Origin of the sequence: Methylobacterium fujisawaense, from assembly GCF_039619325.1 — a bacterium.
GTDB lineage: Bacteria > Pseudomonadota > Alphaproteobacteria > Rhizobiales > Beijerinckiaceae > Methylobacterium > Methylobacterium fujisawaense.
The window spans coordinates 69507-96392 of sequence record NZ_CP155000.1 but is presented as its reverse complement, the minus strand read 5'-3'; the positions used below and the strand labels follow the sequence as shown (position 1 = coordinate 96392).

Annotated in this window: 24 protein-coding genes; 13 read left to right on the top strand and 11 right to left on the bottom strand. The window is 62.1% G+C overall.

Translation table 11 applies throughout. From position 1 onward, the window contains the following. Positions 1 to 538: 538 nt before the first annotated feature. Entirely contained in the window at positions 539 to 1951 is a 1413-nt protein-coding gene (locus tag ABC766_RS00695; RefSeq protein ID WP_043357293.1) for a DUF4105 domain-containing protein, read from the top strand. Positions 1952 to 2033: 82 nt separating this feature from the next. Here ABC766_RS00695 and ABC766_RS00690 read toward each other — a convergent pair whose 3' ends face one another. After that, positions 2034 to 3266 carry a serine hydrolase gene (locus ABC766_RS00690; protein ID WP_345820612.1) on the bottom strand — a complete coding sequence of 411 codons (1233 nt, stop codon included), beginning with the start codon at positions 3264 to 3266 and terminating at the stop codon, positions 2034 to 2036. Positions 3267 to 3630: 364 nt separating this feature from the next. Between ABC766_RS00690 and ABC766_RS00685 the strand changes: the two genes are divergently transcribed. Then, positions 3631 to 3957 carry a DMT family transporter gene (locus ABC766_RS00685; protein ID WP_043357283.1) on the top strand — a complete coding sequence of 109 codons (327 nt, stop codon included), beginning with the start codon at positions 3631 to 3633 and terminating at the stop codon, positions 3955 to 3957. Positions 3958 to 4100: 143 nt separating this feature from the next. Continuing rightward, positions 4101 to 4727 carry a cell wall hydrolase gene (locus tag ABC766_RS00680; RefSeq protein WP_342145288.1) on the top strand — a complete coding sequence of 209 codons (627 nt, stop codon included), beginning with the start codon at positions 4101 to 4103 and terminating at the stop codon, positions 4725 to 4727. Positions 4728 to 4787: 60 nt separating this feature from the next. Here the strand turns inward: ABC766_RS00680 and ABC766_RS00675 are convergent, their stop codons facing one another. Beyond that, positions 4788 to 5042 carry a hypothetical protein gene (locus ABC766_RS00675; RefSeq protein ID WP_342145287.1) on the bottom strand — a complete coding sequence of 85 codons (255 nt, stop codon included), beginning with the start codon at positions 5040 to 5042 and terminating at the stop codon, positions 4788 to 4790. Between the two features lie 87 nt (positions 5043 to 5129). Here ABC766_RS00675 and ABC766_RS00670 point away from each other — a divergent pair, with 87 nt between their 5' ends. Both ABC766_RS00670 and ABC766_RS00665 read left to right on the top strand, forming a co-directional pair. Beyond that, positions 5130 to 5321: a hypothetical protein gene (locus ABC766_RS00670; protein WP_043357287.1), complete on the top strand. Its 192-nt coding sequence runs from the start codon at positions 5130 to 5132 to the stop codon at positions 5319 to 5321. A gap of 199 nt (positions 5322 to 5520) precedes the next feature. Next, positions 5521 to 5928, top strand: coding sequence for a hypothetical protein (locus ABC766_RS00665; protein WP_043357279.1), 408 nt, complete (start codon positions 5521 to 5523; stop codon positions 5926 to 5928). A gap of 288 nt (positions 5929 to 6216) precedes the next feature. Here the strand turns inward: ABC766_RS00665 and ABC766_RS00660 are convergent, their stop codons facing one another. Genes ABC766_RS00660 through ABC766_RS00650 form a run of 3 tightly spaced genes read right to left on the bottom strand, consistent with a single transcriptional unit; the run spans position 6217 to position 9510 of the window. Continuing rightward, on the bottom strand, positions 6217 to 6762 hold the full coding sequence (locus ABC766_RS00660) for a transglycosylase SLT domain-containing protein (RefSeq protein WP_075380073.1): 546 nt from the start codon (positions 6760 to 6762) through the stop codon (positions 6217 to 6219). Continuing rightward, positions 6722 to 8248, bottom strand: a complete 1527-nt coding sequence (locus tag ABC766_RS00655) for a flagellar hook-length control protein FliK (RefSeq protein WP_345820607.1) — start codon at positions 8246 to 8248, stop codon at positions 6722 to 6724. The genes ABC766_RS00660 and ABC766_RS00655 overlap by 41 nt, the downstream gene beginning before the upstream one ends. Next, positions 8245 to 9510 (bottom strand): chemotaxis protein, encoded by a 1266-nt coding sequence (locus ABC766_RS00650; RefSeq protein WP_342145285.1) that lies wholly within the window; start codon positions 9508 to 9510, stop codon positions 8245 to 8247. The genes ABC766_RS00655 and ABC766_RS00650 overlap by 4 nt, the downstream gene beginning before the upstream one ends. 316 nt (positions 9511 to 9826) lie before the next feature. Between ABC766_RS00650 and ABC766_RS00645 the strand changes: the two genes are divergently transcribed. The 3 genes from ABC766_RS00645 (at position 9827) to ABC766_RS00635 (ending at position 14218) form a co-directional block, all read left to right on the top strand. Next, entirely contained in the window at positions 9827 to 10834 is a 1008-nt protein-coding gene (locus tag ABC766_RS00645; RefSeq protein WP_345820605.1) for a site-specific integrase, read from the top strand. Positions 10835 to 11321: 487 nt separating this feature from the next. Then, positions 11322 to 13712: a DEAD/DEAH box helicase gene (locus tag ABC766_RS00640; RefSeq protein WP_345820603.1), complete on the top strand. Its 2391-nt coding sequence runs from the start codon at positions 11322 to 11324 to the stop codon at positions 13710 to 13712. Positions 13713 to 13741: 29 nt separating this feature from the next. Next, positions 13742 to 14218 carry a hypothetical protein gene (locus ABC766_RS00635; protein WP_345820601.1) on the top strand — a complete coding sequence of 159 codons (477 nt, stop codon included), beginning with the start codon at positions 13742 to 13744 and terminating at the stop codon, positions 14216 to 14218. A 58-nt stretch (positions 14219 to 14276) separates the two neighbouring features. Here the strand turns inward: ABC766_RS00635 and ABC766_RS00630 are convergent, their stop codons facing one another. After that, positions 14277 to 15188: an ADP-ribosylglycohydrolase family protein gene (locus ABC766_RS00630; RefSeq protein WP_345820599.1), complete on the bottom strand. Its 912-nt coding sequence runs from the start codon at positions 15186 to 15188 to the stop codon at positions 14277 to 14279. Next, positions 15181 to 15804 carry a cyclin-dependent kinase inhibitor 3 family protein gene (locus ABC766_RS00625; protein WP_345820596.1) on the bottom strand — a complete coding sequence of 208 codons (624 nt, stop codon included), beginning with the start codon at positions 15802 to 15804 and terminating at the stop codon, positions 15181 to 15183. The genes ABC766_RS00630 and ABC766_RS00625 overlap by 8 nt, the downstream gene beginning before the upstream one ends. A gap of 66 nt (positions 15805 to 15870) precedes the next feature. Here ABC766_RS00625 and ABC766_RS00620 point away from each other — a divergent pair, with 66 nt between their 5' ends. Beyond that, positions 15871 to 16131 (top strand): hypothetical protein, encoded by a 261-nt coding sequence (locus tag ABC766_RS00620; protein ID WP_345820593.1) that lies wholly within the window; start codon positions 15871 to 15873, stop codon positions 16129 to 16131. Between the two features lie 47 nt (positions 16132 to 16178). Here ABC766_RS00620 and ABC766_RS00615 read toward each other — a convergent pair whose 3' ends face one another. Then, complete coding sequence (locus ABC766_RS00615) at positions 16179 to 16742, bottom strand: recombinase family protein (protein ID WP_345822650.1); 564 nt, start codon at positions 16740 to 16742, stop codon at positions 16179 to 16181. 261 nt (positions 16743 to 17003) lie between these two features. Here ABC766_RS00615 and ABC766_RS00610 point away from each other — a divergent pair, with 261 nt between their 5' ends. From ABC766_RS00610 to ABC766_RS00600, 3 genes are all read left to right on the top strand, one after another. Then, complete coding sequence (locus tag ABC766_RS00610) at positions 17004 to 17771, top strand: toll/interleukin-1 receptor domain-containing protein (protein ID WP_345820592.1); 768 nt, start codon at positions 17004 to 17006, stop codon at positions 17769 to 17771. Positions 17772 to 17827: 56 nt separating this feature from the next. Beyond that, the gene (locus tag ABC766_RS00605) at positions 17828 to 19663 is read left to right on the top strand and encodes a hypothetical protein (protein WP_345820591.1); all 1836 of its coding nucleotides are present in this window, start codon (positions 17828 to 17830) and stop codon (positions 19661 to 19663) included. A 651-nt stretch (positions 19664 to 20314) separates the two neighbouring features. Beyond that, positions 20315 to 20554, top strand: a complete 240-nt coding sequence (locus ABC766_RS00600) for an EscU/YscU/HrcU family type III secretion system export apparatus switch protein (RefSeq protein WP_345822649.1) — start codon at positions 20315 to 20317, stop codon at positions 20552 to 20554. Positions 20555 to 20845: 291 nt separating this feature from the next. Here ABC766_RS00600 and ABC766_RS00595 read toward each other — a convergent pair whose 3' ends face one another. Next, entirely contained in the window at positions 20846 to 23008 is a 2163-nt protein-coding gene (locus ABC766_RS00595; protein WP_043756884.1) for a malate synthase G, read from the bottom strand. Positions 23009 to 23149: 141 nt separating this feature from the next. On the opposite strand from ABC766_RS00595, the gene ABC766_RS00590 reads away from it, so the two are divergent. After that, positions 23150 to 24049, top strand: coding sequence for a LysR family transcriptional regulator (locus tag ABC766_RS00590; RefSeq protein ID WP_279898004.1), 900 nt, complete (start codon positions 23150 to 23152; stop codon positions 24047 to 24049). A 195-nt stretch (positions 24050 to 24244) separates the two neighbouring features. Here the strand turns inward: ABC766_RS00590 and ABC766_RS00585 are convergent, their stop codons facing one another. Both ABC766_RS00585 and ABC766_RS00580 read right to left on the bottom strand, forming a co-directional pair. Next, on the bottom strand, positions 24245 to 25054 hold the full coding sequence (locus ABC766_RS00585) for a class II aldolase/adducin family protein (protein WP_075380084.1): 810 nt from the start codon (positions 25052 to 25054) through the stop codon (positions 24245 to 24247). A gap of 518 nt (positions 25055 to 25572) precedes the next feature. Next, positions 25573 to 26856 (bottom strand): amidase, encoded by a 1284-nt coding sequence (locus ABC766_RS00580; protein ID WP_345820587.1) that lies wholly within the window; start codon positions 26854 to 26856, stop codon positions 25573 to 25575. Positions 26857 to 26886: the final 30 nt, after the last annotated feature.

Below are 26886 nucleotides of genomic sequence, written 5' to 3'. Positions count from 1 at the left end.
ATTTGCCGCCCGATCATGCTCCGAATTGCTTCGAGTCTGCCAAGATTGGCGCGTAACAATACAAAAACTGTGCGATTTGTCTACAGTTTATCTTAAGATGTGCTTTGAACACAATTTGTTCTTGCGAGGCAACATGAGGTTGCCCTCTCGGGAGGCTTCGCAAATATTGCGCAGTGGCGGCGTTTGCTGCGGCGGGCTGCGGCCGATGACTGCGAATGGTCGCGCGATGACAGGCTGTGAGCGGCCGAATCAGTCGCGGAGACGTGGGACAATCCGGGATGCCGCCGGGCCGCCGGGCCGCGGGAGGCGCGGGCGAGGCGGCGGCACGGTCGTCGTCCCGGCCATCCGCGACCGGCGCGGGGGCCCGTGCGAGGCCGCGATTAACAAAGTCCTCAGGCAAGTTGTGGATCGTCGTCTCGATCGTGCGCCTCGCGCGCTCCTCAGACCTCGTGCGTGTCGGGAGCCTCGCTCCGGCCGTGACGGCATGGCGGGATCTGTGCGAGAGGCTCGTTGACGCGCGCTTTCGAGGGCGACCCCTATGTCCGGACCGTGTTCGACCTCTATCCCGCGTGCGCTCTCGGCGCTCGACGCGCCCGGACCGGGCGGTGCGGACGCCGCCGGCGGCCGGATGGCGCCCCTCTGGATGCTCCTCGTCGGGCGGGCCGCGGTCCGCCGCCACTGGCACCTGATCGTCGCCACGGGCCTGCTGTGGTCGTCGCTCGGCATCCTCGTGGCGATCGATTCCCTGGATGGGGCGCTCCACGTTCCGGACCGGTGGTTCGGCCTGATCCTGCTGGCGGAGGGCGTGAGCTCCCTCGCCGCCGGCCTGTCCGCACTCGGCGCCGCCCGCCGGCTGCGCCTGTTCAAGGGCGTGCTGCTGTCGGTCATGGCGGTGCTGATCATGATGGCCACCCGGCACAGCACCTTCCTGCTCGCCATGATCTTCGGCATCGCCTTCACGGTGGACGGCGTGGTCCGGATCACGATCGCGAGCCTGCTGAAGTTTTCCGGCTGGCGGATGTCGGTGGCCCTGGGCGGCCTCAGCATCGCCTTCGGCCTGTTCCATCTCCAGCCCTGGCCGACCTGGTATGCCGGCACGGTGGGCTACTGCATCGGGATGTTCCTGATCCTGAACGGGGCCAACCTCGCGCTGGCCGGGCTGCGCACCCGGCGCCTGGGCACAGCCGAGCCGGCCGCCTCCGTCGGCAACGCCGAGCCCGGCAGCCTGACGGTCTATGTCTGGACCCCCACCGGGCAGGCGACGACCCCCGCCGGCCAGCGGCTGATCCGGCGCTACGTCGCCTCCGTCGACAAGGCGGGGCGGTTCTCCACCGGCCACGCCGCCCTGCAGCAGGGCGACGACCTCTACATCAGCCACTATCCCGCGGTGGAGATCGACCGTTCGCCTGCCAACCTGCGGTCGAGCCTGCGGGCCGGCCCCGAGAACGACGTGCCCGGACGCTTTCTGCCCTCCCACGAGGCGGAGGTGGCGGATTGGTGCCCGGCGACGGTGGCGGTGACGCTCAACGGCATCGACGCCGCCCGGTTGCGGGCGTTCTGGGCGTACTACAGCGCCGACACCACCTACAATTTCATCAGTCGCAACTGCTCCACCACGGTGGCCCAGGCCTTGGACATCGCGGTCGAGGGCGCGTTCAGCCGCGGCGGTCATCCCTGGCGGCAGCTCGCCGCGGCGCTGACCACGCCGGAATTCTGGGCGGCGGCCTTCCTGCGCAACGGGGCGCGGTCGATGACCTGGACCCCGGGCCTCGTGCTCGACTACACGCGGGCTCTCAGCGCCCTCGTCGATCCGGCCTCGCCGGTCCCGTCGATCGCGTGGCGGCGGGTCGGATGGCGTCTCCTGCGCAACTGGCGGGCACGGGGTCTGACGCCGCTGAGCCCGCTCACCCAGCAATCCTCCGTGCGGGGGGGCGGACCGACCGAGGCCTGACCGGGCCTCGACCGGAGCCTTGTTGGCCGAAGCCTTCTCGGTGGAAGCCTTCTCGGTCGAAGCCTTGGTCGCGGCGCCCCGCTCAGGGATCCTTGCGTAAAGCGGGGGGGCGACCGGCGGCGAGATCGGCCGCGATGGTCTGCATCACCGCGAGCGTGTCGATCTCATCCTGCTCGGCGCCGTGATCGCTGAGCTTGACGATCACCGTGCCGGTCTCGCGGTTCACGTAGATGTACTGGCCGTAGACGCCGATCGCCGAGATGTCGTCGTCCTCGCCCCCCGGGGCGTGCCACCACTGGGCCGAGTACTGCCAGCCGTCGACGTCGCGCCGGGCCGGCGTCATGATCCGCTCGATCCAGCGGGCCGGGACGATGCGGTTGGCGTTCAGCCGGCCCTGGTCGGCCACCAGCAGGCCGAGGCGGGCGAAGTCGCGGGCCGTCGCGTTGATGCAGCAGAACGCCTTCTCGACGCCGCCGGGCCGGTCGAGGTTCCAGGTGGCGTCGGCCTGGGCACCCATCGGCTTCCAGATCCGCTCCGAGAGGATGTCGGCCAGGGGCTTGCCCTCGACCCGGGCGAGGATCAGGCCGAGCAGCTCTGTGTCGATGCTGCGGTAGCGGCCCTTGCTTCCGGGTTTGAACGCCAGATGCGCGTTGTCGCGCACGAAGGCCGTGATGTCGCGCGTCAGGTACATCCCCGCGGTACCGGTCAGGGGATGCCGGGGATCGTAGTTCTCCGGCACCGCGATCCCGCTCGCCATGTCGAGGAGGTTGCGCACGGTGATCTGACCGAACACCGCGCCGTTCTTCAATTCGGGCAGGAGGGCGGAGACCCGGTCGGTCTCGGCGAGCTGGCCCCGCGCCACCGCGGCGCCGACCAGCAGCGAGACGATGGACTTCGCCACCGACCACGAGGGAAACAGCGTCTCCGGTCCGGTTCCCGCGCGCTGCCATTCGTGGATCAGCACCCCGTCCTGCACCACCAGGAAGGCGTTGGTGTGGGTCGCCGCCAGCACATCCATCAGCGGGACGGTCTTCCCCTTCCAGGGGACGCGGTCGAGGATCGGGCGCGGCCGGGCGGGCAGATCGCTCGCCCGCGCGGGGGCCTGGACGATCCGGCTCGGGAACCACGTGCCCACCGACGACGGCTCGATGACCGCAAGGGCCGTCAGGGTGACGGGGTCGGGGACGTTGATCAGCGCGGCGGCGGTCCAGGCGCAACCCAGAACGGCGGCGCCGCCCGCCGCCGCGATCACGCCCCAGCGGCGGCCCCGGCGCGTGCGGGCCGGAGAGTCCGGGATCGCCAAGGACGCGGTCATGCTGGGTCTGTGTCGCTCTGGATCGTCGCTGTCGCGCGGCCGCCATCGCGGCGGTGGGCCGGCGCGCAGCCACCATGCGCAGGAGGGCTTAACGAAAGCCCCAATCGGCCCACGCCCGGCCGCAGAACCGGGCGCGGTGCGCCTGGCTCATCGCCCGCGAAGGTCCGGGACGCTGGTTCGGAAATGTTCATGGATCTGTGGCCTTGTGTCGGGCGGCGGCCGCCGATGTCCTGCGGCCGATTCGAAGCAGACTTGGGCCGGCCCTGCGCTCCTCCGTCTGCTCGGGCGTCCGATTCCAAACAGGTTCTACACGCCTCGACCGCCCGATTCACGCAGCCTGTGCAGCCCGAAAGTTCGCCGTGCCATGAATCCGTTTCTGATCCTCGGGCTCGCTATCGGCGCTGAGGTCACCGCCACCCTGGCGCTGAAGGCCGCCGAAGGCTTCACGCGTCCGGGACCGACGGTGATCGTGGCCCTCGGATACGGGACCGCCCTGTGGCTGATGTCGACCAGCATGGACCTGCTGCCGATCGGCGTCGTCTACGCGATCTGGTCGGGGATCGGCATGATCGGCGCGGCGCTCGGCGGCGCGTGGCTGTACGGCGAGGCGATCAACCCGACGATGCTGGCGGGCATCGCGGTGATCGCCGTGGGCGTGACCATCCTGGCCGCCGGCCAGGGCCAGCACTGAGGCCCGGGTTCAGGCCCGGCCCCGAGGCGGGAACGCCCTCGCCACATCCTCGCCGCGAACGTGCCGTCAAGCTTGGCCTTCGCCCGGTCGGAGCGGAACACCGCCCGACGCGGCAGGCTGGGGGGAGCACGGAGCGCACATGCATGCAGGGTAGCGAGAGGACGAAGGTCGGTCCTGCACTGATTGTCCTGGCGGTAGCCGGGGGCCTGGGGGCCTGCAACACCGCTTCGCCGGTTCTCACGACGGGGTCGATCCCCGACCGCAAGCCGCCGATGGTCGTCAGCGATGCCGAGCGCGATTGTCTCGGCCGCGCCATGTATTTCGAATCGAACCGGAGCGACAGCGACGGGCTGGTCGCCGTCGGGACGGTGGTCATGAACCGGCTCGAGAATGCGGTCTTCCCGGGGGGCATCTGCGCGGTTGTCGGCCAGCCGGGACAGTTCGCGCCGGGCGTGCTCACCAAGCCGATGCAGGAGAAGGACCTGCTGAAGGTTGCCGATGCCGCCGATGCCGTCCTGGCCGGCGAGCGCCACCCGAAGGTCGGGAAGGCGATGTATTTCCACACCGCCGGCCACCACTTCCCCTACACCAACATGCACTACGTGGCCGTCGCCGGGGGCAATGCCTTCTACGAGAAGCGCGACAAGCGCATGGCGAAGCAGGACAAGCCGGATCCGCAGGACAAGCCGGGCGCACCGGCGGCGCCCGCCCTCCCCGCGACGGTCCTGACCTTCGCGGCCGTACCCGCGCCCCCGTCCGCGAGCCATTGACAGCGCACGCGCGACCCGGCCGCCGCAGCCTCTGAAGGCGGCTGCACGGCCGGGCTTCGATCACCCAGCCGCCGCGTCCGTCGCGCGCAGGTTCCGGGCCTCCTGACGAGCGGCCGCCAGGACCCGTTGCCGGCTCCGCGGCTCCCGCAAGGCATGCCACAGGCGGAGCAGCTCCAGGGTCGGCATCGGGTCGCAGTCCGATCCGGACGCGCCTCCGGCTTCGGAGCCGGATTCCTGGAAGAAGATCTCGACCGGACTTTCGAGTGCCTCGGCCAATCTCCTCAGCAGAACGTCGGCTTGGCCGGGCGGGATCATGGGGCCTCCTGTTTCTGCGCGGGCGATCGAACCCGATCCATACCTTTAAGTTGTATGCTCGGCATTCAACCAGGTTACCGCCCCGCCATGTCCGACGAAGACGGTTTTGACCGCATGGTGGAGACGGCCATCGCGGCCCATCAACTCCTGGCCCTACACGGCACGTCGACGATGCAGCTCCTGTCCCGGCTGCTGCTGATGGAAATCGGCACGGAGATCGCGGCGCGGCGCGATGCCGAAGCGGCCGCCAACGACAATCCAGATGTCCCGGAGGCGTAGAGCCCGTTTCGCCGGCCGCGGAAGCCGGGTGGCCGTCCTCGGCGAGACCGGCTTGACCCGCAATCATGCGCGCCGTGAAATGGAACGAGCGGGCAAATCTGTTGATCGGCCTCTCCGCCCGAGCAGGCGGCATTTACACCGACGGGTAAACGCCTAGCTTGTGGGTAGAAACTACCCACGAATCACGGATCCCTCGCCGATGATCGCGAAACGGGTAGCGCTCGCCGGTGCGCTTCTCCTGCTGAGCATCACGCCGTCCGCCTCCCAGCTGCGCCGTCCGATGACGTGTACGGAGGAGGCGTCCGTCGGTCTCGATGCCGCCACGCCGGAGGGGGCGAAGCCGCAGCCCCAGAAGGCCCGGACGTTCTCGCTGGTCACCAGCGGCGGCCTGCTGACCGTGATCTCGGCAGGACGCTCCGACTATTACGAGTGTCAGACCGCCTCGCCGCGTCTGAATGAGCGCACGCCGCGCAACGCGATCAAATGCCAGAACGGCGTCTATTTCCTGCTGATCGACCTGAACAAGCTGAACTTCGTCGAGGCGCAGCTCAATCCCGAGGAGCGCAATGCGATCAAGGTCAGCTACGGGAGCTGTCGAATCCTGTAGCGACGGAGCGGGATCGTCCGTCGGCGCGGCGACGGCCGGACTAATCCATACGGATCAGGACATAGGCGGCGGCGGCGACGGCCGCGAGAGTGAGGGCCACCAGCAGGGCCATCTTCCCGGATGGTGCTTCCGGCGGCTCTGGGGCGTCGGTCATGCGGCTCCTCCAGGCCGGTGAACGGACGATGACCGCCGTCCTGCCCGGTGATCGTCAGGTGTCGGGTGGCCTCTGGCGAAAGACCCCGGTTCTTCCCTTGGTTCCATGGACGCTTCCGGACTGCCTTCCGGCTCTCACTGGCAGAAGCGCGTGGCGGCGGGCGTCCACTGGCCGAAACCCGTCACCACCATGTTCGCCACGACCCGGCAGATATAGATCTTCTGCGCCGCGTTGTTGTGCGGGCCGGCATGATAGCGCGCCACGGCCATCGTCCAGCTGCCTTCCCGCTTCTTCAGGTCCCGGAGGAATTGCGTCGCGTAGTCCACGTTCGCGTGCGGGTCGATCATGGCCTCGACCGAGCCGAACTTGCCGCCGTGATAATGGTGATTGATCTGCATGCAGCCGAGATCGATCAGGCGCGCGCCCCGGCGGCGCGCCTCGGTGAAGTGGGCGAGCACGTCCTGGGGCCCGGTCGCGAAATAGGCCGTTCCTTCGATATTCATGGCATAGGGCTGGAGCGAGCCGCGTTTGCCCGTCTCCGTGAGGCCGACGGCGTAGAGGACGCCGAGAGGCACGCCGTAACGGGCCGAGGCGCGGCCCATCTCGGCCTCACACACGTTTGCGGCGGCCGGAACCGCGCTACAGATAAATGCCGCCGTCGCGAGGACGTATCGTCTCATCGATCCGCTCTCCGTCGCGCCGGCCGGTGGCCGAACGATGCGCCGCCTGTCGTTGCCCATCCTCCCGGTGACCCGGTCGAGCCCCCCCGTTCGCGAAGGAGGACTGACCCTGCGACGGAGCCCCTTCGGCAGAGCCTCCCGCATCGGCCGGTCGCGCTTGAGCGACCGTGACATCGGCTTGGTGGTGCGCCTGCTTGAGAAGGTCCGTGAGGATGGCCGCATCCCGCTGCAGGAGCGCGGCGGTTTCCGGCCGCGAGGCGCGCAGGTGCGTCTCGAGCTGGCCGTTCGCCAGTCGCAACTCCACGGTGACGGTTCCCAGCTCTTCCGGCCTCAGCTGGATCCTGAGCACCCGCAGCGGTCCGTCGGGCGCGGTCCCGGTCGCCGGGTCGGCGTGATTGCCGACCGCATCCGGACGGGCCGGCACCGCACGCGCGATCTCATCCTCGATGGCAGCGGCGATCACCGGCAGGGTGATGGCGGGCAGGCCCGTCTCTGTCCCGACGCTGTCCCCGGGGGTCGGGACGGAGCTGCCGGCCCGGCTCTGGTGGCCTGCGGCCGTGAGGATCGTACGGGCGATTCCGGGGACCGCATGGCTGTCCGCAGGCACGCTCAGGTCGGACGTGCCGGGCGGGGCGATGGCCGCGCGCACCGCCGTGTCTGCGGGATCCTGGGGCGCGAGACCGGTCGCGGCCCGAAGCGTCCGCGCCGCGGTGGCGATGATGTCGCCCAGTCCCGGCCGGGCGAGGTTCTGTCCGGCCACGAAGGGAGCCCCGGAGGCCGCCGGCGCAGCTTCGGCGGGCATCGCCGTGTCTGCCGGACCCTGGGGCGCGAGACCGGTCGCGGCCTGAAGCGTCCGCGCCGCGGTGGCGATGACGTCGCTCAGTCCCGGCCGGGCGGGGTTCTGTCCGGCCACGGTTGGTGCCCCGGAGGCCGCTGGCGCAGCTTCGGCGGCCCCGGACTCGGGTAGCGCTGCCGGGGGCAGCACGGGTTTGAAATGGACCGCGCGGTCGAGCACCGTGACGTCCGGTTTGGGTCCTGATCCGGCGAGCAGCCCCTGCGCGGATCCTGCTCCGCGCACCAATGCGGGTGCGGAACGGGCTGCGGCGTCGGGGGCTGTCAGGCGCGGCCCCGGAGAGCCGCCGGTCGCGGGGCCGTCGGAGGCGGCCGCCGGATGGGCGGTGTTCAGGACGTTGGCCAGCGCCGTTGCGGCGGCGCTTGCCGGATCGGCGGGGGAGAGCGCGGGTGTCACGGTCGCCTCGTCGGGGCGGCCCTTCGCGACAGGTCCCCGCGGCTCCGCGGCATCATCCCGGTCCTCGTCGGACGAGGGCGTGGAGGGGGGCTCCGCGATCTCGCGCAGGACATCCCCGAAGGCGCCGAACCGGCCCCTGTCCGGCGGGGTCCGGAGGTCGGTCTCCGGATGGGACCGCGCCATCTCGCGATCGGACTTCGGCGCGGGTCTCTGAACCGTGGCGGCGATCAGGGTCACGGAGTTGCCTTCTGGAGGAGCAGATCGATCTGGTCGATCGTGGCTTGGGCCTTGGGAATCAGTCTGGCCGCGCCATCGGTGGAATCCGCCGCGGCCTGCGCCTGTCGCGATGGCGCCGTGTCGGCCACCGGCCCCACGCGCGTGCCGACGAGACCGCGCCCGATCTCCTCGGCCGTCGCAAGCGCCGTCTTGAGGAGGGGGATGTCGCGGGCGGGAAGCTTGGATCGGTCGAGGGCCTGCAAGGTCCGCAGCCCGGGCTCGAAGGTCGCCAGGTCCACGATCTCGGCCGCCGCCCGGTAAAGGCGTCCCTGGGCCGCCTCCGGACTCTCGGGCCCGCAGAGCGCCAGGGCCTTGTCGGCGGCCAGGCGCGCCGAGGCGGTCTTGCCCTCCTGGATCGCCGTACGGGCGATCAGCAGGTACAGATCGCGCCGGCTCCCGGCAGCCAGTTCGTTGACGATCCTGTTGAGGGCCCCGAAGCGCGCCTCGTCCCGGCCGACATCGAACTGGGTCAACTGATAGGCGAGGCGCTGCCTGAAATTGCCTGCGTAGACCGAATGCGGAAAGCGGCGCAGATACTGAATCGCCAGGGCTTCGAACCTGTGCAGATCGCCGATCTGCCCGAGGGCGAAGACCTCGCGGCGCAGGGCTCCTTCCTCGCTGAGGGTCCCCGGCAGCAGCAGCCGCACGCGATCGAGCAGGGCGATCGCCCGGACCGGATTCTCGGTCACGATGAGCGAGGCCTGCGCGAGGCCGACCGCACCGACGAGCGTCGGCGGCAGACCCGCCGTGTCGAAATCCCTGAGGAGGCGGTTCGCGTCCGCATCCCGCCCCTCGATAAAGGCTAGAGCGCCGCGGGCCAGCGTCGCCTCCCGCTCGCCCAGCCCGTCCAGCGCAGTCAGGCGACGCAGGATCGCCGGCCCCCCGCCGCTCAGGGAGAAGACGATGGCGGCTCTGACATGATGCCCGTCGGCCCAGACTTCCGGTGCCGCAGCGAGAAGATCCGCGTTGATCCGGGCGATCAACCGCGGCTGACCCTCGTGGGCGGCGACCGAGCCGGACGCGACCCGGTCCTGCAGCAATTGTAGCGTCCGCACCGCGGCAACGGGACCGGCCCTCAGGCCCTGGGAGTCCAGGGCCGGCACGGACTCCGGAAGCGCGGGACGGTCCGCCTGCGGAACCGCCGCGGGCGCCGGTTCCGCGACGGCTGGATCCACGAGCCCTGTGACGAGCGCACCGAGGGCACCCAGCAGGATCCGCCTCATCCCGGAATTCCTTGGAGAAGGATCTCGATCCGCCGGTTCTCCGGCGCCTTGGGATCTGGCGCGTTGCGCGGCATCCGGTCGGCCGCCCCCTCAACGCGCCAGATCCGCGCCTCCTCGATGCCCGCTCGGATGAGCATGTAGGACGCGATACTAAGTCCACACTAGGCAATCGCGCTGCTATGCATCCTTTCCTCGCCAATCGGTGGTAAGCTCGTTGTAAAACAATGGTTTAGCTATCGATCAACTCCCGCCGAGTGCTATCAAACAACCTCGATCTCTGCGTCCGGGCACAATGTAGGGCACAGTGAGGATCAAGATGGCCACGATTAGAAAAAGGAATGGTAAGTTCCAAGTTCAGGTACGAATAAAAGGATCTAAATCGGCCACGCGGACTTTTAAAACAAAGTCAGAGGCGGTAGCATGGTCGAGAGAAACAGAAATTGAAAAATACCGCAGTCCTGACGCGCACACTCATCCTGTTTCTGATACGGAGACTGTCGGAACTCTGCTTGAAAGATACTATATTGAAATTCTATCGAAGCGATATTGGTATAAAAGAGAATGTTCTATATTAAGAAGATTTCAGAGATCCGACCTGTACAACATAAGGATCAACGATCTCTGTGAAGGCGATATCGCCCGCTACAGAGACAGCAGATTGAAAGTTGTTAAACCCGCGACTGTTGTAAGAGAGCTTTGTATCGGGTCACACTGTTTGACTATTGCCCAAAGCGAGTGGGGCGTTCGACTGACAACTAACGCATTCAAAAGCGTGCGAAAGCCGAAAATCCGGAATAGTCGAGAGCGACGTATTTCTCAAGAGGAATGGAATCGAATCTTAGAAGCCGATAGTCATAGAGGCAAAAGAGCGATGATACACATCATCGAATTGGCTGTCGAAACAGCAATGAGAAAGGGCGAACTTCTAAGAGCGAAATGGACAGATCTCGATCTCGATCAATCCACCCTCCACATACCAAAAACCAAGAACGATTATCCAAGAACGATTCCGCTAACACCAAAAGCTATGGAGATTATACGGTCGATGCAAAAAGACGGCAGCGAGGATAACATCATATCTGTAAACTATTTTACCCTAAGTTCTTGGTGGGCTGAATTACTCAAGGCTGCCAAAATTAGAAATCTACGCTGGCACGATCTAAGGCACGAAGGAATTTCTCGCCATTTCGAACATGGGCTTAGTGTACCCGAGGTCGCAATGATCTCAGGTCACCGCGATTATCAAATGCTGAGAAGGTACACGCACATCAATCCTGCAAATGTTGCCGCAAAGCTAGCCATGATATTTAATAAGGCGCGCTAAATTATCCCCGCGGTGAGGAATGTATTGAAGATTCCTCACCGCGATACAGAGCCTGTGGCAAGCAACCCTAAGTAACGAGCGGCAATTTAGAGGCGCATGGACGACGAGCGGGGAGCGTTATTATAATCTGGCGAGGGCGAGCCAAAATTCTCGATTGAAACGAGAAAACAAAAATGGTGCCTAGCGAAGTTCATGATGCACAACTGCAACTATAGCGCTCTATCAAAGAAAACTTACGCGACAATTTTCTTGATTTTGTTTCAATGTTGTGTTACGCGCAATACCTATTGAGTGATCTGAAACGTCATGATGCTAGGCCGCTCTTATATTGACAGGTCGTTAATCATCGTTTATACATTCGATCATTCGCTGCCGGTCTTTGTTCGGCCGACACCAGCGCATATCTCCCGCTATTACATGTAATAGTTATTCTGCCCGGACGATGTTCAGGCTAGTGTTGTTTCTATCTAAGGTATATTAATTCCGCATGTACGAAATTCTTCTGATTGCCGCCCCTTTGGGTAGTGGCAAAACGACTGCGCTTGCTTCAAAGGCCATCAATCTAGTTTCTAACGGCGAGTCGTGTTTGGTGGTTCAGCCGACCAAGCAACTTAACGAACAAACGGCCATGATGATCGCGAGTATGGATCCGTCTGTACACGTCGAAACTATCAACGGCAATACTTGTCCGAAACGAGCGGTTATCAGCTTATTCAACGCCCTTCTTCGTCCGTATGATAGGTCGCATATAATACTAACGACCTTCTCGGCATTCATCAATCTTCCAAGATCGATGAATAATCATCGCTTCCATTTGATGATCGACGAAGTTCCGATAGCATTTCAATCAACGGCCAAACAGCTTCCATCAAATCACGATCTCATCACAGATGCGATCAGGATCACTTCTTGTGGTATAGCCTACGGCGAGATCCTAATCGAAGACGAGAACACCATAAGAAAGATTTCTGAAAACTTGAAGGGTGATGCAATCCATGAAGTCCTGAGACCATTTGCCAGCATCATAGCAAATCAGAACTATAGGAATTTTGTAGAAAAGAAACAATATAATGATCTGAAAAGCGGCTCGATGGAAGATCCGTTCTTGCGTATCTATTCGATGCTAAACCCATGCACATTCAAAGAATTTGCATCGGTTAGGATGTATGGAGCAAGAGCACACGAAACCATACTTCACAAATGGTTCGCTAGTCAGGGCGTGGTTTTCCGAGACGATGCCGAAACGCTAGATCTGTTGCGATACAAGGCACATTTGAATGGAGATTTGATTGATTTCTACTACGGCTCTGAAACGAACTGGTCCTTGTATGCGCAGGAAAGTGATGCGACAATTAGAGAAAAGATTATAAATGAAATAATCAGGCGGTTCACCGGATATCCATTCTGTTGGTTGGACAACAAATCGTACGAAGATGCAAATCCTTTAAATGGCATTGCTGGCAATAATAAACTTCCTCATCATGCGCATGGGCGTAATGATTTCCAGCATCATGACAGAATTGCTATAGTAACGGCCTTCAACCTACCGCATACTGACGCGAATTTCTTGGCGGACTTTGCGAGCATTACAAGAGAGGAGCAAAAGATTGCGCACGATTATCATAATACGTACCAGACACTTGGACGTATTTCGATCCGTGATCCGAATAATAATAACAGGAAAGTGGTGATTTTGCCCGACAGGCAAAATGCCGAGTGGCAGTCATCATCGTTCCCGGGATCTCGCGTCCATTCACTTGGTGTAGATGACCGTAAGCCAAAGAAGAAAGGACGTGTCAGACAATACGATAACGCCACTGAACGGAAGCAAGCTAGTAGAAACAGGTTAGAAGAGGAACAAGACGCATTGGTTGAAAAGTACCAATTGGGCCGTGAAAGGATAATGGAAGCCGGATACCAGAAGTCATGTCACGATATCTCCTATAAAGATATAAGGAAAAACGTGACAGCATACAAAGGATCCATAATCAATAACACATTTGAAGGCATGTCATTCCCTATCACAATAACTGACAAAGAATACGGCTTGCTACTAAAGGGATTGCACAAACAGGTACTCGAAAACAAGGACGATAACAGGCTGATAATGCCGGCATTGTGCGTTCCAGATAGTAACACAAAACGAGCCGAACAGAATGCACTATGGGGCCGTCATCTTTATTTCGACCTTGACAACACCGAACTCAAACACCGAGCATTGTCGACTATCTTCCCTGATGTTGAAATGATCGTCTATAATTCTTTCAGTCACACCAAGGAGAAGCCTCGCTACAGAGCTATCTTTCTCACAAACGATAATATGACACCAAATGTATACAAGTTCTTTTGGTATCAGATTGTCCAGCGTATCGAGAATGCGGGTTATTATGGCTTCAAGGATTCTCGACCGAAGGGCGGGCGCAAGCCACACGGTATCGACAACAAGCCGAATGTCGTTTGTGCCTTCTATCTACCCTGTCAAGCGAAGAGCGGAAACAGCTTCTTTCGTCATTACATCAAAAATAGGAAGCCAATAGACGTACGAGAGTGGATCAAACACCCGATCACAACACGCTTTGATTCAGATGCGACGCTCGAAATAATAACAGCCGAACAAGCCGATCAATACGTCAGAGCACAACCCGCCATGATCGAAGCGGCCATGGCTCAGTATCGGAATGCAATTAACAGCATCGATCTAGAGACAGGCGCTAAGATCGGCAGCAACGACGCCATGTTCGATCTCACGCTAAAGCTAAGAAAGGAAAGGGTGGACCGTGTAGATGCTTTTTCGATCCTTACACAGGCGGCAAACGAAAGTAGATCGCCGAAAGATAGATTGGGAGACCGAGATAGATATATGAAGCGATACTGGTAAAAAATTCCAGCCGATCAAGAGAATTTCAAATGGAGCGCCGAATTTCTTTGGCCACTTTCGGTAGTGGCTCGGCGCCTCGACACAATTATAAAAGCCAAATAGAGTGTTTTGCAATGATCAACACTAATTATATCCAAATTAATCAAAATTCACTGGTTTCGAGCACGGGCACAAATAGCGATAATAGCTACATTCTGCGAAAGATGCTCCTGTGCGGTGCCGAGGAAGCAAATTATCGTTATCGTTTGTGTGAAGGTGACAAGGCCGTAGACTTCAGGCGAATGCTTTATCAATTCAAGGATATCATCGACGATCTTGATAGTATGCTAGATAATAGAGGCAGAGTAAAGCTCAATCACCGCATTGCAATAATTCGAGCGATCCAGGACTGCCAGTACCTATTCGCCCTGGATCACGCCGAGACGGTTGCCGATTATCGTAATTTGATGACCGACCTGACTCGTGACGTATGCCCCGAGTGTCACAGGGCGATGATGGCGGCCTGACGCGTCGGATAGGGGGTATCAGGCTCTTGGTACCCCCATCATCCGTCCACCGGTCTTGTTATCGTTCCGAGACGCTAGCCTTGAATAATTGTTCTGCGGTAGTCGCCAGCCGAGCATTCCAGGCCAATCGCGCGAACCATTCCTCGGGGATGGAAGATAACCCATAAGCGGCTCCTGCTATTTGGCCGGTAATCGCTCCTACCGTGTCGGCATCGTCACCGAGATTCACCGCCAAGAGCACGGCATCTCGGAAGTTCGACGTTTCGGCCACACACCAGAGAGCGGATTCAAGGCTGTCGATCACATACCCTGAAGATCGGATGTCGCTCCGAGCCCTACCGCGCCACGATCCGTCGATGATGGCCTGAATCCCCGGACAGAATGGGCCGTAGGATGCGGAGAGAACGTCCGACAACGGCTTTCCCCCGATAAGCGAGGCAAGAACCACCGCCAGCGCGTCACAACCGTCCACGGACTCGTCTGCGCCATGTGTCACGTAGCTCTGGCGACGGGCGGCATCCTTCAATCGGTCGTTATCGTTTCCGAAGCGCAAGGCCACAGGCGCCAAGCGCATGATCGAACCGTTTCCAGCGGTCCTCGGGTCAACCGGTCCCGCTACCGGATTATCTGTGCGCCGAAATGATTCCAGGGCCTTCCGCGTGGTGATCCCGATATCGAAACAGGATCCGGTGCACGAGTTCTCGCCAAGTTCATACCAGCGGCAAAACCGTTCCATCAGATCCCGTTCGTCCAATCCGTCACAGGCGAGAAGCGAGTCGGCGAGGCATAACGACATAGCTGTGTCGTCCGTCCACTGGCCCGCATTCAGATTGAACGGGCCACCGCCTACCATGTCGGTCACGGGCGGCTTTGTATCTCTTGTCTCGAATTCCAAGGTGGTGCCGAGCGCATCGCCAACTGCAAGGCCAAGGAAGGCTCCGAGGGCTCGATCCCGCACGGCTTCAGACATTCAGCGCCCCCTGTCCGAGGACGTATGCCTCCTGGGCCGGCGTCTCTATCGCTCCAGGTCGGACAGCGCGGACCCGTTCAATCGCCCTTCTCGGATCTTCGCCGATTATCGTAACGAGCCTAGCAGCGATCATGCCGGCACGACCAAGGCCACCCCGGCAGTGGACCACCACCGCCTGTCCGCGACGTAGCTGTGCGACGAGGCGAGGCCCTATGGTGCGCCAAGCTGCTGTAAACGCTGGCCTTGGAATAGAGACGTCGGGAATAGGAGCATGATGCCAAGCCATCCCCATGCCGCGGACAGCCTCGGGCAACCCTCGTACCTTCAGGAGGTCGAATTCGTGGGCTTCCAGTAGGGTAAGAACCGAGGAAGCACCCCAATCCCGGATCGCCTCCAAATCAGCCTGTAGGTCTCGCTCCCAAGCCCCACCAATCGACGTGTGATCCACTTTACCCGGGCAAAGGGTGATGCCTATTCGCCCGCCGTTGTCACCAACAGGGATTGTAGCGATTTGCAGCGGGTGCGTCAGAGATGTACGGAACGACAGTTGCGATCTAGTTATGCTGTGTGATTCGAAAACAGCTAGCCCACTGCGCCAAGTATCGATCTTCGTCATGGTGTCTCCTACCGAGGCACCTTATCATACAAAACGTCCCTGCCGTTCATTTTTGAAATTTGGATCATGGAAAACGACTGCGATTTCGAGCACTCCCGGCTTTCCGGCAAGTTCACTCGTAACGGTATTAGGGTCGAGGTTGAAATCTATCGGAATGCGGGCACGAACGACACATGGCGGCTAGAAGTTGTAAACGAGAACGGCGGCTGTACCCGCTGGCACGTGCGATTTTCCAGTGAAGAAGAAGCTTATCAGGCTTTCCTCGCGGTCGTCGACCAAGAGGGCATATCGTTCTTATTTAGCGCCGGCCCGGAGGCGCGGCACTGATATAGTGGAGCGCCCTAGCAGCCCGACGTCAGTTGCTATGCACACCGCTACCGCGATGTTCGAGAGGAGGAACCGTTCAAGAGTCGGTAGACGGACGCACGCCCCACCTTCAGTTCCTTGGCAATGACACTGGCACCCATCCCTTGGGCGGCGAGGGCTTTGACCCGTTCAGGATCGATGGTCGGCTTGCGTCCCTTGTAAACGCCCTCGGCCTTGGCCTTCGCAACGCCTTCCAATTGGCGTTCTCGCCGTATGGCCGTCTCGAACTCGGCGAAGACCCCAAGCATCTGCAAAAAACAGCGCCCCGCTGCCGTGGACGTATCGACAGGTTGCTCAAGGACCTTCAGGGACACGCCCTTCGCCTCCAACCGCTTCACGATGGCCGCGAGATCTCCGACCGAGCGTGCGAGCCTGTCGATACGGGTGACCGAAAGCGAATCCCCGGCTCTGGCGAACTGGATTATCGTTTCGAGTTCCGTCCGGCCTTCCAGCTTGGTGCCCGTCTGCGTCTCGGACCGGATGATGTCACAACCTGAAGCTTGCAAAGCCTCCTGCTGGATCGCTAAGCTCTGTGATGAACTCGAGACGCGCGCGTAACCGTAGGTGGCGATGGGGGACCTCCTGTCTTGTTAGCTTCTAGACCCACCCACCATAGCGTCTTGTAATGCCGATGTCGATCCTAATGAGACATCGATGCTGGCCTTTAAATGTCTCGTCCAGCCGTCTCGTAAGGGTATACGCAACCGGATCACAACGAGCTATCCAATGCCAGCATCCGACAAATATCAGGGTCGCGTAATGTTATGCGACAATAATCGATAATACATACGAACTCAAACCGAGACATGACAAAAATAGGTCGATAGAAAACGATGGCAAGTTCCGACACCGATGCTCTGCGAGTCTTTATTTCATACTCCCATGCCGACGAATGGCTGAAAGACGAGTTGATCAAGCATTTCTCGGCCTTGAAAAGGGGAGGATTTATCGACGTTTGGCACGACCGAATGATACCACCGGGCGGCCTATTGCATGACGAAATCGATGCACGCATCAATGACAGTCAAATATTTCTTTTTATGATCAGTAACGACTTCATAGGATCGGACTATTGTTTTGAGAAAGAATATCTTGAGGCCGTCAAAAGACGTGATGCCGGAGAGGCGGAAATTATTCCCATTATTGTAAGAGACTGCGATTGGGACGTAGGCAATCTGAAGAAATTCAATGCCCTTCCGCCAGATGCAACGCCTGTCACGAGGGGGGCTGGTTCGCGAACTGATGCCCAACAGCGCGATGCAGCTTGGCTGGAAGTTATCAAAGGTATCAAGACCGTAATCACAGCGTTAAAAAAAAAGCTTCAAGCACCTGAACTGACAACTGCCTATCTCTCAAGCTTGTATCAGATAGACTTTATCCGACACAACAATCTCCACGTTTTCGATGAAAAACTCGTTGCGATTGATCCAAACGTTTATGTAGAGGCCAACAATGAACAAGTTACGACCTTTGATCGACTTATTGAGGTTTGTCGCACCGAAAAGGCAGTCCTGATAACCGGCACAGACAGATCTGGAAAAACAGTAGCGGCAAAAGTTATCCAGGAGCGGCTGAGTGATCTAGGTAGCCATGCATCTTAATCAGCGGCAAGCAGATTAAAAATCGTAACATAGCAAAGATTATCGACGGCGCAAAGTTGAAGCAGTTCGGAATAAGCGTCTATCCGGATCTACGGTACAGAGTTGTTATTGACGACTTTGATGAATGCACCTTGAATGATAACATTAAAGAAACTATTGTACAAACGATACATGAAAAGTATGCGGGATCGATAATCACTTCTTACTCGAGTGCGCCTTCTGTGCTGTTTACCTCGAATGACTTGCCTACACCGTTCACAGCGCAAATAAAGCCATTGAATGACGCTAAGTTGTTTGAATTGGTGCGTAAGTGGCTGAATGCAGGGTACAATGAGGATGAAACAGCGAGCGATCTAGCAGTATTGACAACTTACGAGAAGCTACAACTTGTTTTTGGTCAAACTGAGCTTGAGAAATTTGCCTACACTGCAATTACGTTTCTCGAACTTATCGACACTGCAACTGGTTCCGATATCGCATTCTCCTCGTTCGCCGCTTGTTATGATACTCTTATCACTAGTAGGTTACAGAAAGCTGATATCAATTGGCGATCATTCGATGAAGCAAAGAACTTTCTAGCTTTGTTGGCGTATAGGGCATACTCAGAAAACGTTTCTGGTATCATATCCAGGGAGGCTTTCGAAGAATGTTTGGATGTATTCGAAGATCAATATCTTTCTTCGAAGAGTGGCCTAAGATCTATGGCAATTGGGCTTTTCATCAGAGAGGATGACGACGGTTATAGTTTCTATGAAGAGTACTTATGGTATTTCCTTTGCGCCAGATATGTTGTTAAGACTTTGCAGGTAAATGATCATCGAAAATATGTACAGTTTGTAAGTCAATGCACCGAAAACATCTTTCAAAAGAAGTTCGCGAACATAGTCATTTACATTGCATATTTCTCAAACGATAACTTTGTCCTAACGTCACTTCTAAACACGTTAGATCAGCTCTTCTCTAAAGCGGACGACTGGATTATCTCGGATGATACACGTGAAATTACACTAGGTTTAGTTCTGAATGAGAATTTGCTTCTGGACGCAAAGTCTGACGTCAACGAAAACAGAATGGCGTTACTGCAAGAAAAAGTTTCAGATATAATAGAAGACGCTGAACGCGTCGTCGCTAGGTACACGCTGCCGTTTCTCAACGTAAACATGGGTGATGATAAGTACAATACGCATGTCGATGATGAAGCGGCAGATGCAGAATCGTACATGAAAAGCGTTAACGCCTTACTCCGCATACATTCTATAATTGGGCAGATACTCAATTCCAGAACCGGAACATATGACGCTAAATTGATATTAGATTGCATTACGCGAATGGTTCAAGCTAGCGGTAGATATGCTTATCTGAATAACGCGATTGCGACAGTATTGTTTCATGATAAAGAGAATCAGAAAGATAATATCAGCAAAATATACGACAAGCCAAGACTTTCTGACGAAGAAAAATATGAGAAAGTGACTAGGATTTTTGCTTTCTGGTCGGTTTATCTTTCACATGCTGGATTGGCGCGGTATCTTAGCCAAGAACATTCAATTCGAGCCTTGGCAAGACTATCTTCCAAGCACGAAGGCGGAGAATCGCGAACCGCTAAAGGAAATATTCCCTACAACTTTTCTTTGGTCTTGGTAATCGCTCGATTGTATCATACGGGCAAGATAGACAAAGATTATGTCGAGGATTGTTTGAAGCGGTATGGAGATGACAGTGCGATAATGTCGCTTCTTCGAGTCGTCATGCATATATATGCTTACTATTTTCCTCTGGAGATAGAAGATAAACAATGGATAGCAACAAAACTGAATATGTCGCTCAAGAGAATAGAAGTGCAGAAGTTAAAGAGTTCTGGTTTATCAAGATTAAGACATGTTGTAAAGTAAGTTAACCGGGCTTGTGGCCCATGTGATTATCAATAGCATCTTGAGTGATGACTTTGACTTGATGTATAGTTTTCGTGTTCCTCGCACGCACGTTGCCGCGAGTATGGGGGAAACCGCCTTATAGCGTCCGCCATAATTCGGAGGGTCGGCGTTTCGTATCGCCGGCCCACCGATGCAACGCTATGGCCCGTTATTGCGTCTCGTAACCGTTCCTCGATCCCTGCCCCAAGTGCCCAGGTTTTCCATATGTCTCGGCGGCTGTCCTCGTATCTGGTCAGCGGTGATATCGATACACCGTTCCCTAATGCGGACGATATGACCAAGGGCATCAGCCGACGTTCCGCTACGGCTTCATGACCGGTTCTGGATCGTCGGCTGATGCTCAATCCCACCGCCCTTTTTGATGCCCGTTCTGTCGTGGCAGAAAGGTCGAATCGGCGTTCGTAAGGCGCCCCCGTCCTCACGAACCGGTCACAATCGGCCACACCAACCCCAGAAAACGCTGCCGATCTCGTCTTCCCCACACTCGCTGACTATGGTAGCCTATGCTGGCCTAAGACGCTGAAATAAAATGGTTTTTTGATTGTGGCAGGATGGTCGGCGTATCGTAAGCTGAGCATGTAGGACGCGATACTAAGTCCACACTAGGCAATCGCGCTGCGCTACGATCAGAGCGAGAGCGACGCCCCGGTGGTGCTGGCCAAGGGGGCGGACCTGATCGCCCTGCGCATCCGCGAGATCGCCGAGAGGAACCGGATCGAGGTGGTCGTCGACAAGGCCCTGACCCGGGCGATGTACGACCACGTGGAGATCAATCAGGCAATCCCGGCGGAATTCTACCGGGCGGTGGCGAATCTCCTCGTCTACGTGATGACGCGCAAGCGCCGCTGAGCGGCCGCGGGTGACCGGCCCGCGGATCGGGGAACCCGGCCTGGCCGGCCGGCGCCCCCCCCCGGCGGGCGCCGGCCCTCAGAAATGCGGGAGGGCGCGCCGCGGGGCGACGATCGCTTGTCGAACCCGGCCCCTGATCCTGGCGCCCGCGTTCCCCGGCCTCGAAGGCGGATGCGGGGAAACGCGGTGATCCCCGAAGGCCTCCTGCGAGTCCTCCTGCGAGGCCCCCGCTGCGCTCCGGCGCCTCGGGATCGGGTCGCGCTCGGGCGGATCGCAGGCCGCGAGACGGCCTCAGGCCGCCCGACCGTCGGCCTGCCGGCGCTTCGCCTCCCGGCGGAACCGGTGCAGCACGAACTCGGTGTAGCCGTTGGGCTGGCGCGCGCCCTCGAACACCAGGGCCTCCGCGGCCCGGAAGGCCGGGCCGTCGAAGCCCGGAGCCATCGGCCGGTAGGCCGGATCGCCCGCGTTCTGGCGGTCGACCACCGCCGCCATCCGCCGCAACGCCGCGTCGACCTGCGCCCGGTCCACGATCCCGTGGCGCAGCCAGTTGGCGATGTGCTGGCTGGAGATCCGCAGGGTGGCGCGGTCCTCCATCAGGCCGACCTCGTGGATGTCCGGCACCTTCGAGCAGCCGACGCCCTGGTCGATCCAGCGGACCACGTAGCCCAGGATCCCCTGGCAGTTGTTGTCGAGCTCCTCCCGGATCGCCTCCGGCGCAAAGGCGCCCTCGGCGAGGGGCAGGGTCAGCATGGCGTCCCGGGTCGCGGGCGCCCGGCCGGCCAGATCCGCCTGGCGGGCGCGGACATCCGTCCGGTGGTAGTGCAGCGCGTGGAGCGTGGCCGCCGTCGGCGACGGCACCCAGGCGGTGTTGGCGCCGGCTTCCGGGTGGGCGCCCTTCGCCTCCAGCATCGCCGCCATCTGGTCGGGGGCGGCCCACATGCCCTTGCCGATCTGCGCGTGGCCCGGCAGGCCGCAGGCGAGGCCGGCATCGACGTTCCCGTCCTCGTAGGCCTTGATCCAGGCGGTCGCCTTCATCGCGTCCTTGCGGACCACCGGACCGGCCTCCAGGGAGGTGTGGATCTCGTCCCCGGTCCGGTCGAGGAAGCCGGTGTTGATGAAGAACAGCCGGTCCGCCGCGGCGGCGATCGCCGCCTTCAGATTGAGCGTCGTGCGCCGCTCCTCGTCCATCACGCCGATCTTGAGCGTCCGCGGCGCGAGCCCGACGAGGGCCTCGACCCGCCCGAACAGCTCCACCGCGAAGGCGACCTCGTCGGGGCCGTGCAGCTTCGGCTTGACCATGTAGACCGAGCCCGTCCGGCTGTTGCGCAAGGAGCCGGTCCCGTTCAGGTCGTGCAGGGCGATCAGCGCGGTCACCGCCGCGTCGAGGAGCGTCTCGGGGATCTCGGCGCCGTCGAGGGTCACGGCGTCGGTGTACATGTGATGGCCGACATGCCGGACCAGCATCAGCGACCGCCCCGGCAGGGTCAGGCTTCCCCCGTCGGGCGCCGTGTAGGTGCGGTCCGCGGCAAGCCGCCGCTCGACGGTGCGGCCGCCCTTGGACAGGGTGGCCACGAGGTCGCCGCGCATCAGGCCGAGCCAGCTGCGATAGACCGCGACCTTGTCGGCCGCGTCCACGGCGGCGACCGAATCCTCCATGTCCATGATGGTCGAAAGGGCGGATTCCAGCACCACGTCGGCGATGCCGGCGGGGTCGGTGCGGCCGATCGGGCTCGTCCGGTCGATGACGATCTCGACGTGCAGGCCGTTGTGGCGCAGCAGGAGCGCGGTCGGCGCCTCGGGGGCGCCGGTATAGCCCGCGAGGTCCGCCGTGCCGGTCAGGCCGGCGCTCCGTCCGGCGCCGAGAGCAACGGCGAGGCGGCCGCCCGTCACCGAGAAGCCCACCGCATCCGCCCAGGAGCCGACGCTGAGCGGGGCGGTCGCGTCGAGGAGGGCCTTGGTCTTGGCCACCACGGCGGCGCCCCGGGCCGGGTTGAACCCGGTGCCTGGGGCGAGGTCGCCGTCCTGCGGGATCGCGTCGGTGCCGTAGAGGGCGTCGTAGAGGCTGCCCCAGCGGGCATTGGCGGCGTTGAGCGCGTAGCGGGCGTTCGAGATCGGCACGACGAGCTGGGGCCCGGCGATCTGCGCGATCTCCGCGTCCACGTTCTCGGTGGTCACCCGCACAGCGTCGGGCTCCGGCTGCAGGTAGCCGATCTGCGTGAGGTAGGCCGCGTAGGCGGCCGGATCGTGCGGCAGGCCGCGATGGTCGCGGTGCCAGGAATCGATGTCGGCCTGGAGGCCGTCGCGCCGGTCGAGCAGCGCCCGATTGTGCGGTGCGAGGTCGCGGACGATCGCCGCGAAGCCCGACCAGAACCGGTCGGCCGAGAGGCCGGTTCCAGGCAGCGCCTCCTCGGACAGGAAGGTGCGGAGATCCTCGGCGACGACGAGATTCGACATGCGATCCTCTGGGAAATGGGGCGCCGTGCGTCAGAAAAAGTCGAACGGCCCGTGAAATTTTTTTGATCTCACAGCGATAGACCGCTTGGCACCCGCCGAAAAGGCGGCAAAAGGGATTTGATTTTTTCCGCAGCGTTGAAAATGAACGACCAGAGCGACCTGGAGATCTTCGCCCGGGTGGTGCGGACCGGGAGCCTGACCCGGGCCGGGTCGGAACTCGGCCTGTCGGTGGCGGTGGTCTCGAAGCGGCTGAAGCGGCTGGAGGAGCGGCTCGCCGTGCGCCTGCTGCACCGCACCACGCGGCGGCTGGCGCCGACCGATATCGGCGCGGCGTTCTTCGAGCGGATCGCCCCGATCGTCGACGCCATCGCGGAGGCCGAAAGCCTCGTCTCGCAGAACGCCACGCGGGCGCGGGGGACGCTCCGGGTTACGGCGCCGAGTTCCTTCGGGCGCCTGCACATCGTCCCGCATCTGGGGGCCTTCTTCGCCCTCCACCCCGACCTCGTGCTGAACCTGGAGCTGAGCGACGATTTCGAGTCCATCATCGAGCGCGGCTACGACCTCGCCATCCGGGTGGGCGCGCTGGAGAGTTCCGGACTGACGGCGGTGCGCCTCGCGCCGGTGCGGCGGGTTCTGTGCGCGCGGCCGAGCTACCTCGATGTGGCGGGGCGACCGCAGACCCTGGACGATCTGCGCGGCCATGTGTGCCTCGCCACCGAGAACCAGAACCCCTGGCGCCTCATCGGACCGGAGGGACCCTGCACGGTCACCGCGTCGGGCCCCCTGCGCACCCATTCCAACGAGGTGGTGCGCGAGGCGGTGATCGGCGGCCTCGGGATCGCGCTCCGCTCCACCTGGGACGTGCACGCGGAGCTGCGCGGCGGGCTCTTGGAGGTGGTGCTGCCCGCCTACACGGCCGCGGCCTCGGCGGGCATCTTCGCGGTCTATCCGAGCCGCGCCTTCGTGCCCGCCAAGACCCGGGCCTTCATCGCGTTCCTGAAGCAGACCTACCGGTCGAGCGGGGCCTGGACGGAGGGGTGAGGGGTGGGCCGAGGGGCGACGCGTCCCCCTCCCCCGCAGAGGCGACCGACGTCACACGGCCGGCGCCGCGCGCTCCGCCTCACGAGGGAGAGGGGACAGGCACTCGTCGCTCACGACTTTGATGGCCGGCGGAAGACGGGTGAAACCGCCCGCCCGGAAGCGGGGGCGCGGATCCCACCCGATCGACGTCGCGCCTCACCCTGCCGCGAAGACATCGGGATCGGTCCGCGCCAGCATCCGCTTGAACGCCGCCCATTCGTTGTCGGGCGCTCCCTGGACGACGACGCGGTCGTAGCCGGCGGCGTATTGCCCGGCGGTCTTGGTTGCGATGGCGGCGGAGGGCCGGATCACCGGCGCGCCGGCCGCCTGGATCGCCAGCTGCGCCCGGCACGAGCGCTCCATGTTGTGCATCAGCCGGAACGCCTCGCCGACCGTGCGCCCGCAGGTCAGCAGGCCGTGGTTGCGCAGCACCATCACGGGCTTGTCGCCGAGATCGGCCACCAGCCGCTGCCGCTCGTCGAGATCGAGGGCGATGCCCTCGTAGGCGTGGTAGGCGACGCGCCCCGTGAACTGCATCGACCACTGGTTCAGGGGCAGCAGCCCCTCCTCCTGACAGGAGACCGCGACCCCCGCCACCGTGTGGGTGTGCAGCACGCAGATCGCGTCGGCGCGGGCGGCGTGGATGGCGCTGTGGATCGTGAACCCGGCCGGATTGATGCCGAGCCCCATCGGGTCCGCGAGCACGTGGCCGTCGATATCGACGGTGACGAGGTTCTCCGGCGTCACCTCCTCGAAGCGCATCCCGTAGGGATTGATCAGGAACCGGTGCCCGTCCCCCGGCAGCCGCGCCGAGATGTGGGTGTAGATGCTGTCGTCGAGGCCCAGCCGATGGATCAGCCGGTAGGCGGCCGCCAGATCGACGCGCATCGCCCGGACCGCCTCCTGAATCCCTCCGCCGGACCCGGCGTCCCGGTCCGCGACGATCGACGGCGTGGCTGCGCTCATGCGGCGGCTCCCTGCCGGTCGGCCTGATCGGGATCACCCCCCGGCGCGGGCGGTCCCGGTCTCCCGGCGCGGTCGAGCCCCGGAGGACGCGGTTCGGGCCGGGATCGCCGCCAGGGTGCACGATGGGACGCCATCCGGCAATGCGCGGGACCGGGCCGGCCGGCACCGCGGCCCGAGGCGTTCGGAGCCCGCTCCTCCGCACGCCCGCCGCGATGCACCGTGACGCGCCTCGGGGCGTCGGTCCGGTCAGCCGCCGGGAAGCCGGCTTTAGCAACGTTGCGTTCGGGCTTCGCGGCGTCCCGCGTCACCCCGGCGGCGTGAGGTTTGGGCCATGCCCCCGGCGGCGCAGCGCGCGGGGCCGCGATAGTGTGTCCGGATGCGTGGGCGCTCCCGATGTACGGTGGCCGTCTTTGCGAGCGCAGCGAAGCAATCCAGGGTCGCGCCACGTCCACCGGGGTCACGCTGCTGCCCTGGGTCGCTTCGCTGCGCTCGCGATGACGGGAGCGGCGCGGAGCCCCCTACCCCGCCAGCGCCGCCTCGATGCCGGCGCCGAGGGCCAGGAGGCGGCGGTCCTGCCCGTGGCGGGCGAGCAGCATCAGCCCCGCCGGCCGGGCGAGATCCGGCATCGGCAGCGACAGGCCGGTGAGATCGAAGAAATTGCCGAACGCCGTGTTGCGCAGCATCAGGCGATTGGCGTTCAGGAACGCCGCGTCGTCCGCCTCCAGCGGGGCGGTGAGCGGCGCCGTGGTGGCGGTCGCCGGGAGGACCAGCACGTCGAGGGGGGCGAGAACCCGGTCGAAGGCGGTGATCAGTTCGGCCCGCCGGCGCATCGTCCGGACGTAGCGCGCCGCCGTCGCGGTCCGGCCGGCCAGGATGCGGCGGTGGACCCGCAGGTCGTAGCGGGACGCTGCGCTGTCCAGCCAGTCGGCATGGACCGCCGCGGCCTCGATCGCCGCGATAGAGCCGTCCGGCATGGCCGCGTCCATCGCGGCGAGGAGATCGTCGATCGGGTGGTCGACGATTCGGGCGCCAGCCCGGGACAGGCAGGCCAGCGCGCGCTCGAAGGCCTCGGCCACGAGCGGCTCCGTCTCGGTGAACAGCAGGCCCCGCGGCACGCCGACGCGCAGGCCCGCGACGGGGAAAGCCTCCAACGGCACGGGCTCCGCGCCCGCCATCACGGCGTCGGCGGCCGCGCATTCCGCCACCGTCCGGGCGAGCGGACCCAGCGAATCGAGGGCGTAGGAGAGCGGGAAGGCCCCGTCCAGCGGCACGCGGCAGGCGGTCGGCTTGAAGCCCACGACGCCGTTCAGCGCGGCGGGGATCCGGACGGAGCCCCCCGTATCCGACCCGATCGCGATGTCGCTGGTCCCCTGCCCCACCGAGACCCCGGCGCCCGAGGACGAGCCCCCCGGGATGCGCGCCGGATCGGCGGCGTTGCCGGGGGTGCCGTAATGCGGGTTGAGGCCGAGCCCCGAGAAGGCGAACTCGGACATGTTGGTCTTGCCCAGGATCACCGCGCCGGCCCGGCGCAGGCGGGCGACCACCGGGGCATCGGCCCGCGCCGGCGCCCCGTCGGCCAGCAGGATCGAGCCGGCGCGCGTCGTCTCGCCCGCCACGTCGAACAGGTCCTTGATCGAGACCATCGCGCCGTCGAGGGGGCCGAGAGAGATCCCGTCCCGGCGGCGGGCGTCGGCGGCGTCCGCCGCCGCGCGGGCCTCGGCGGCGTAGAGCCGGGTGAAGACCGCCTTGTCCCCCTCCCCGATGCGGGCCAGCCGCGCCTCGACGGTCTCGCGTACGCTCATGATCCTCACCGCGCGATGTTGCGGGCCGTC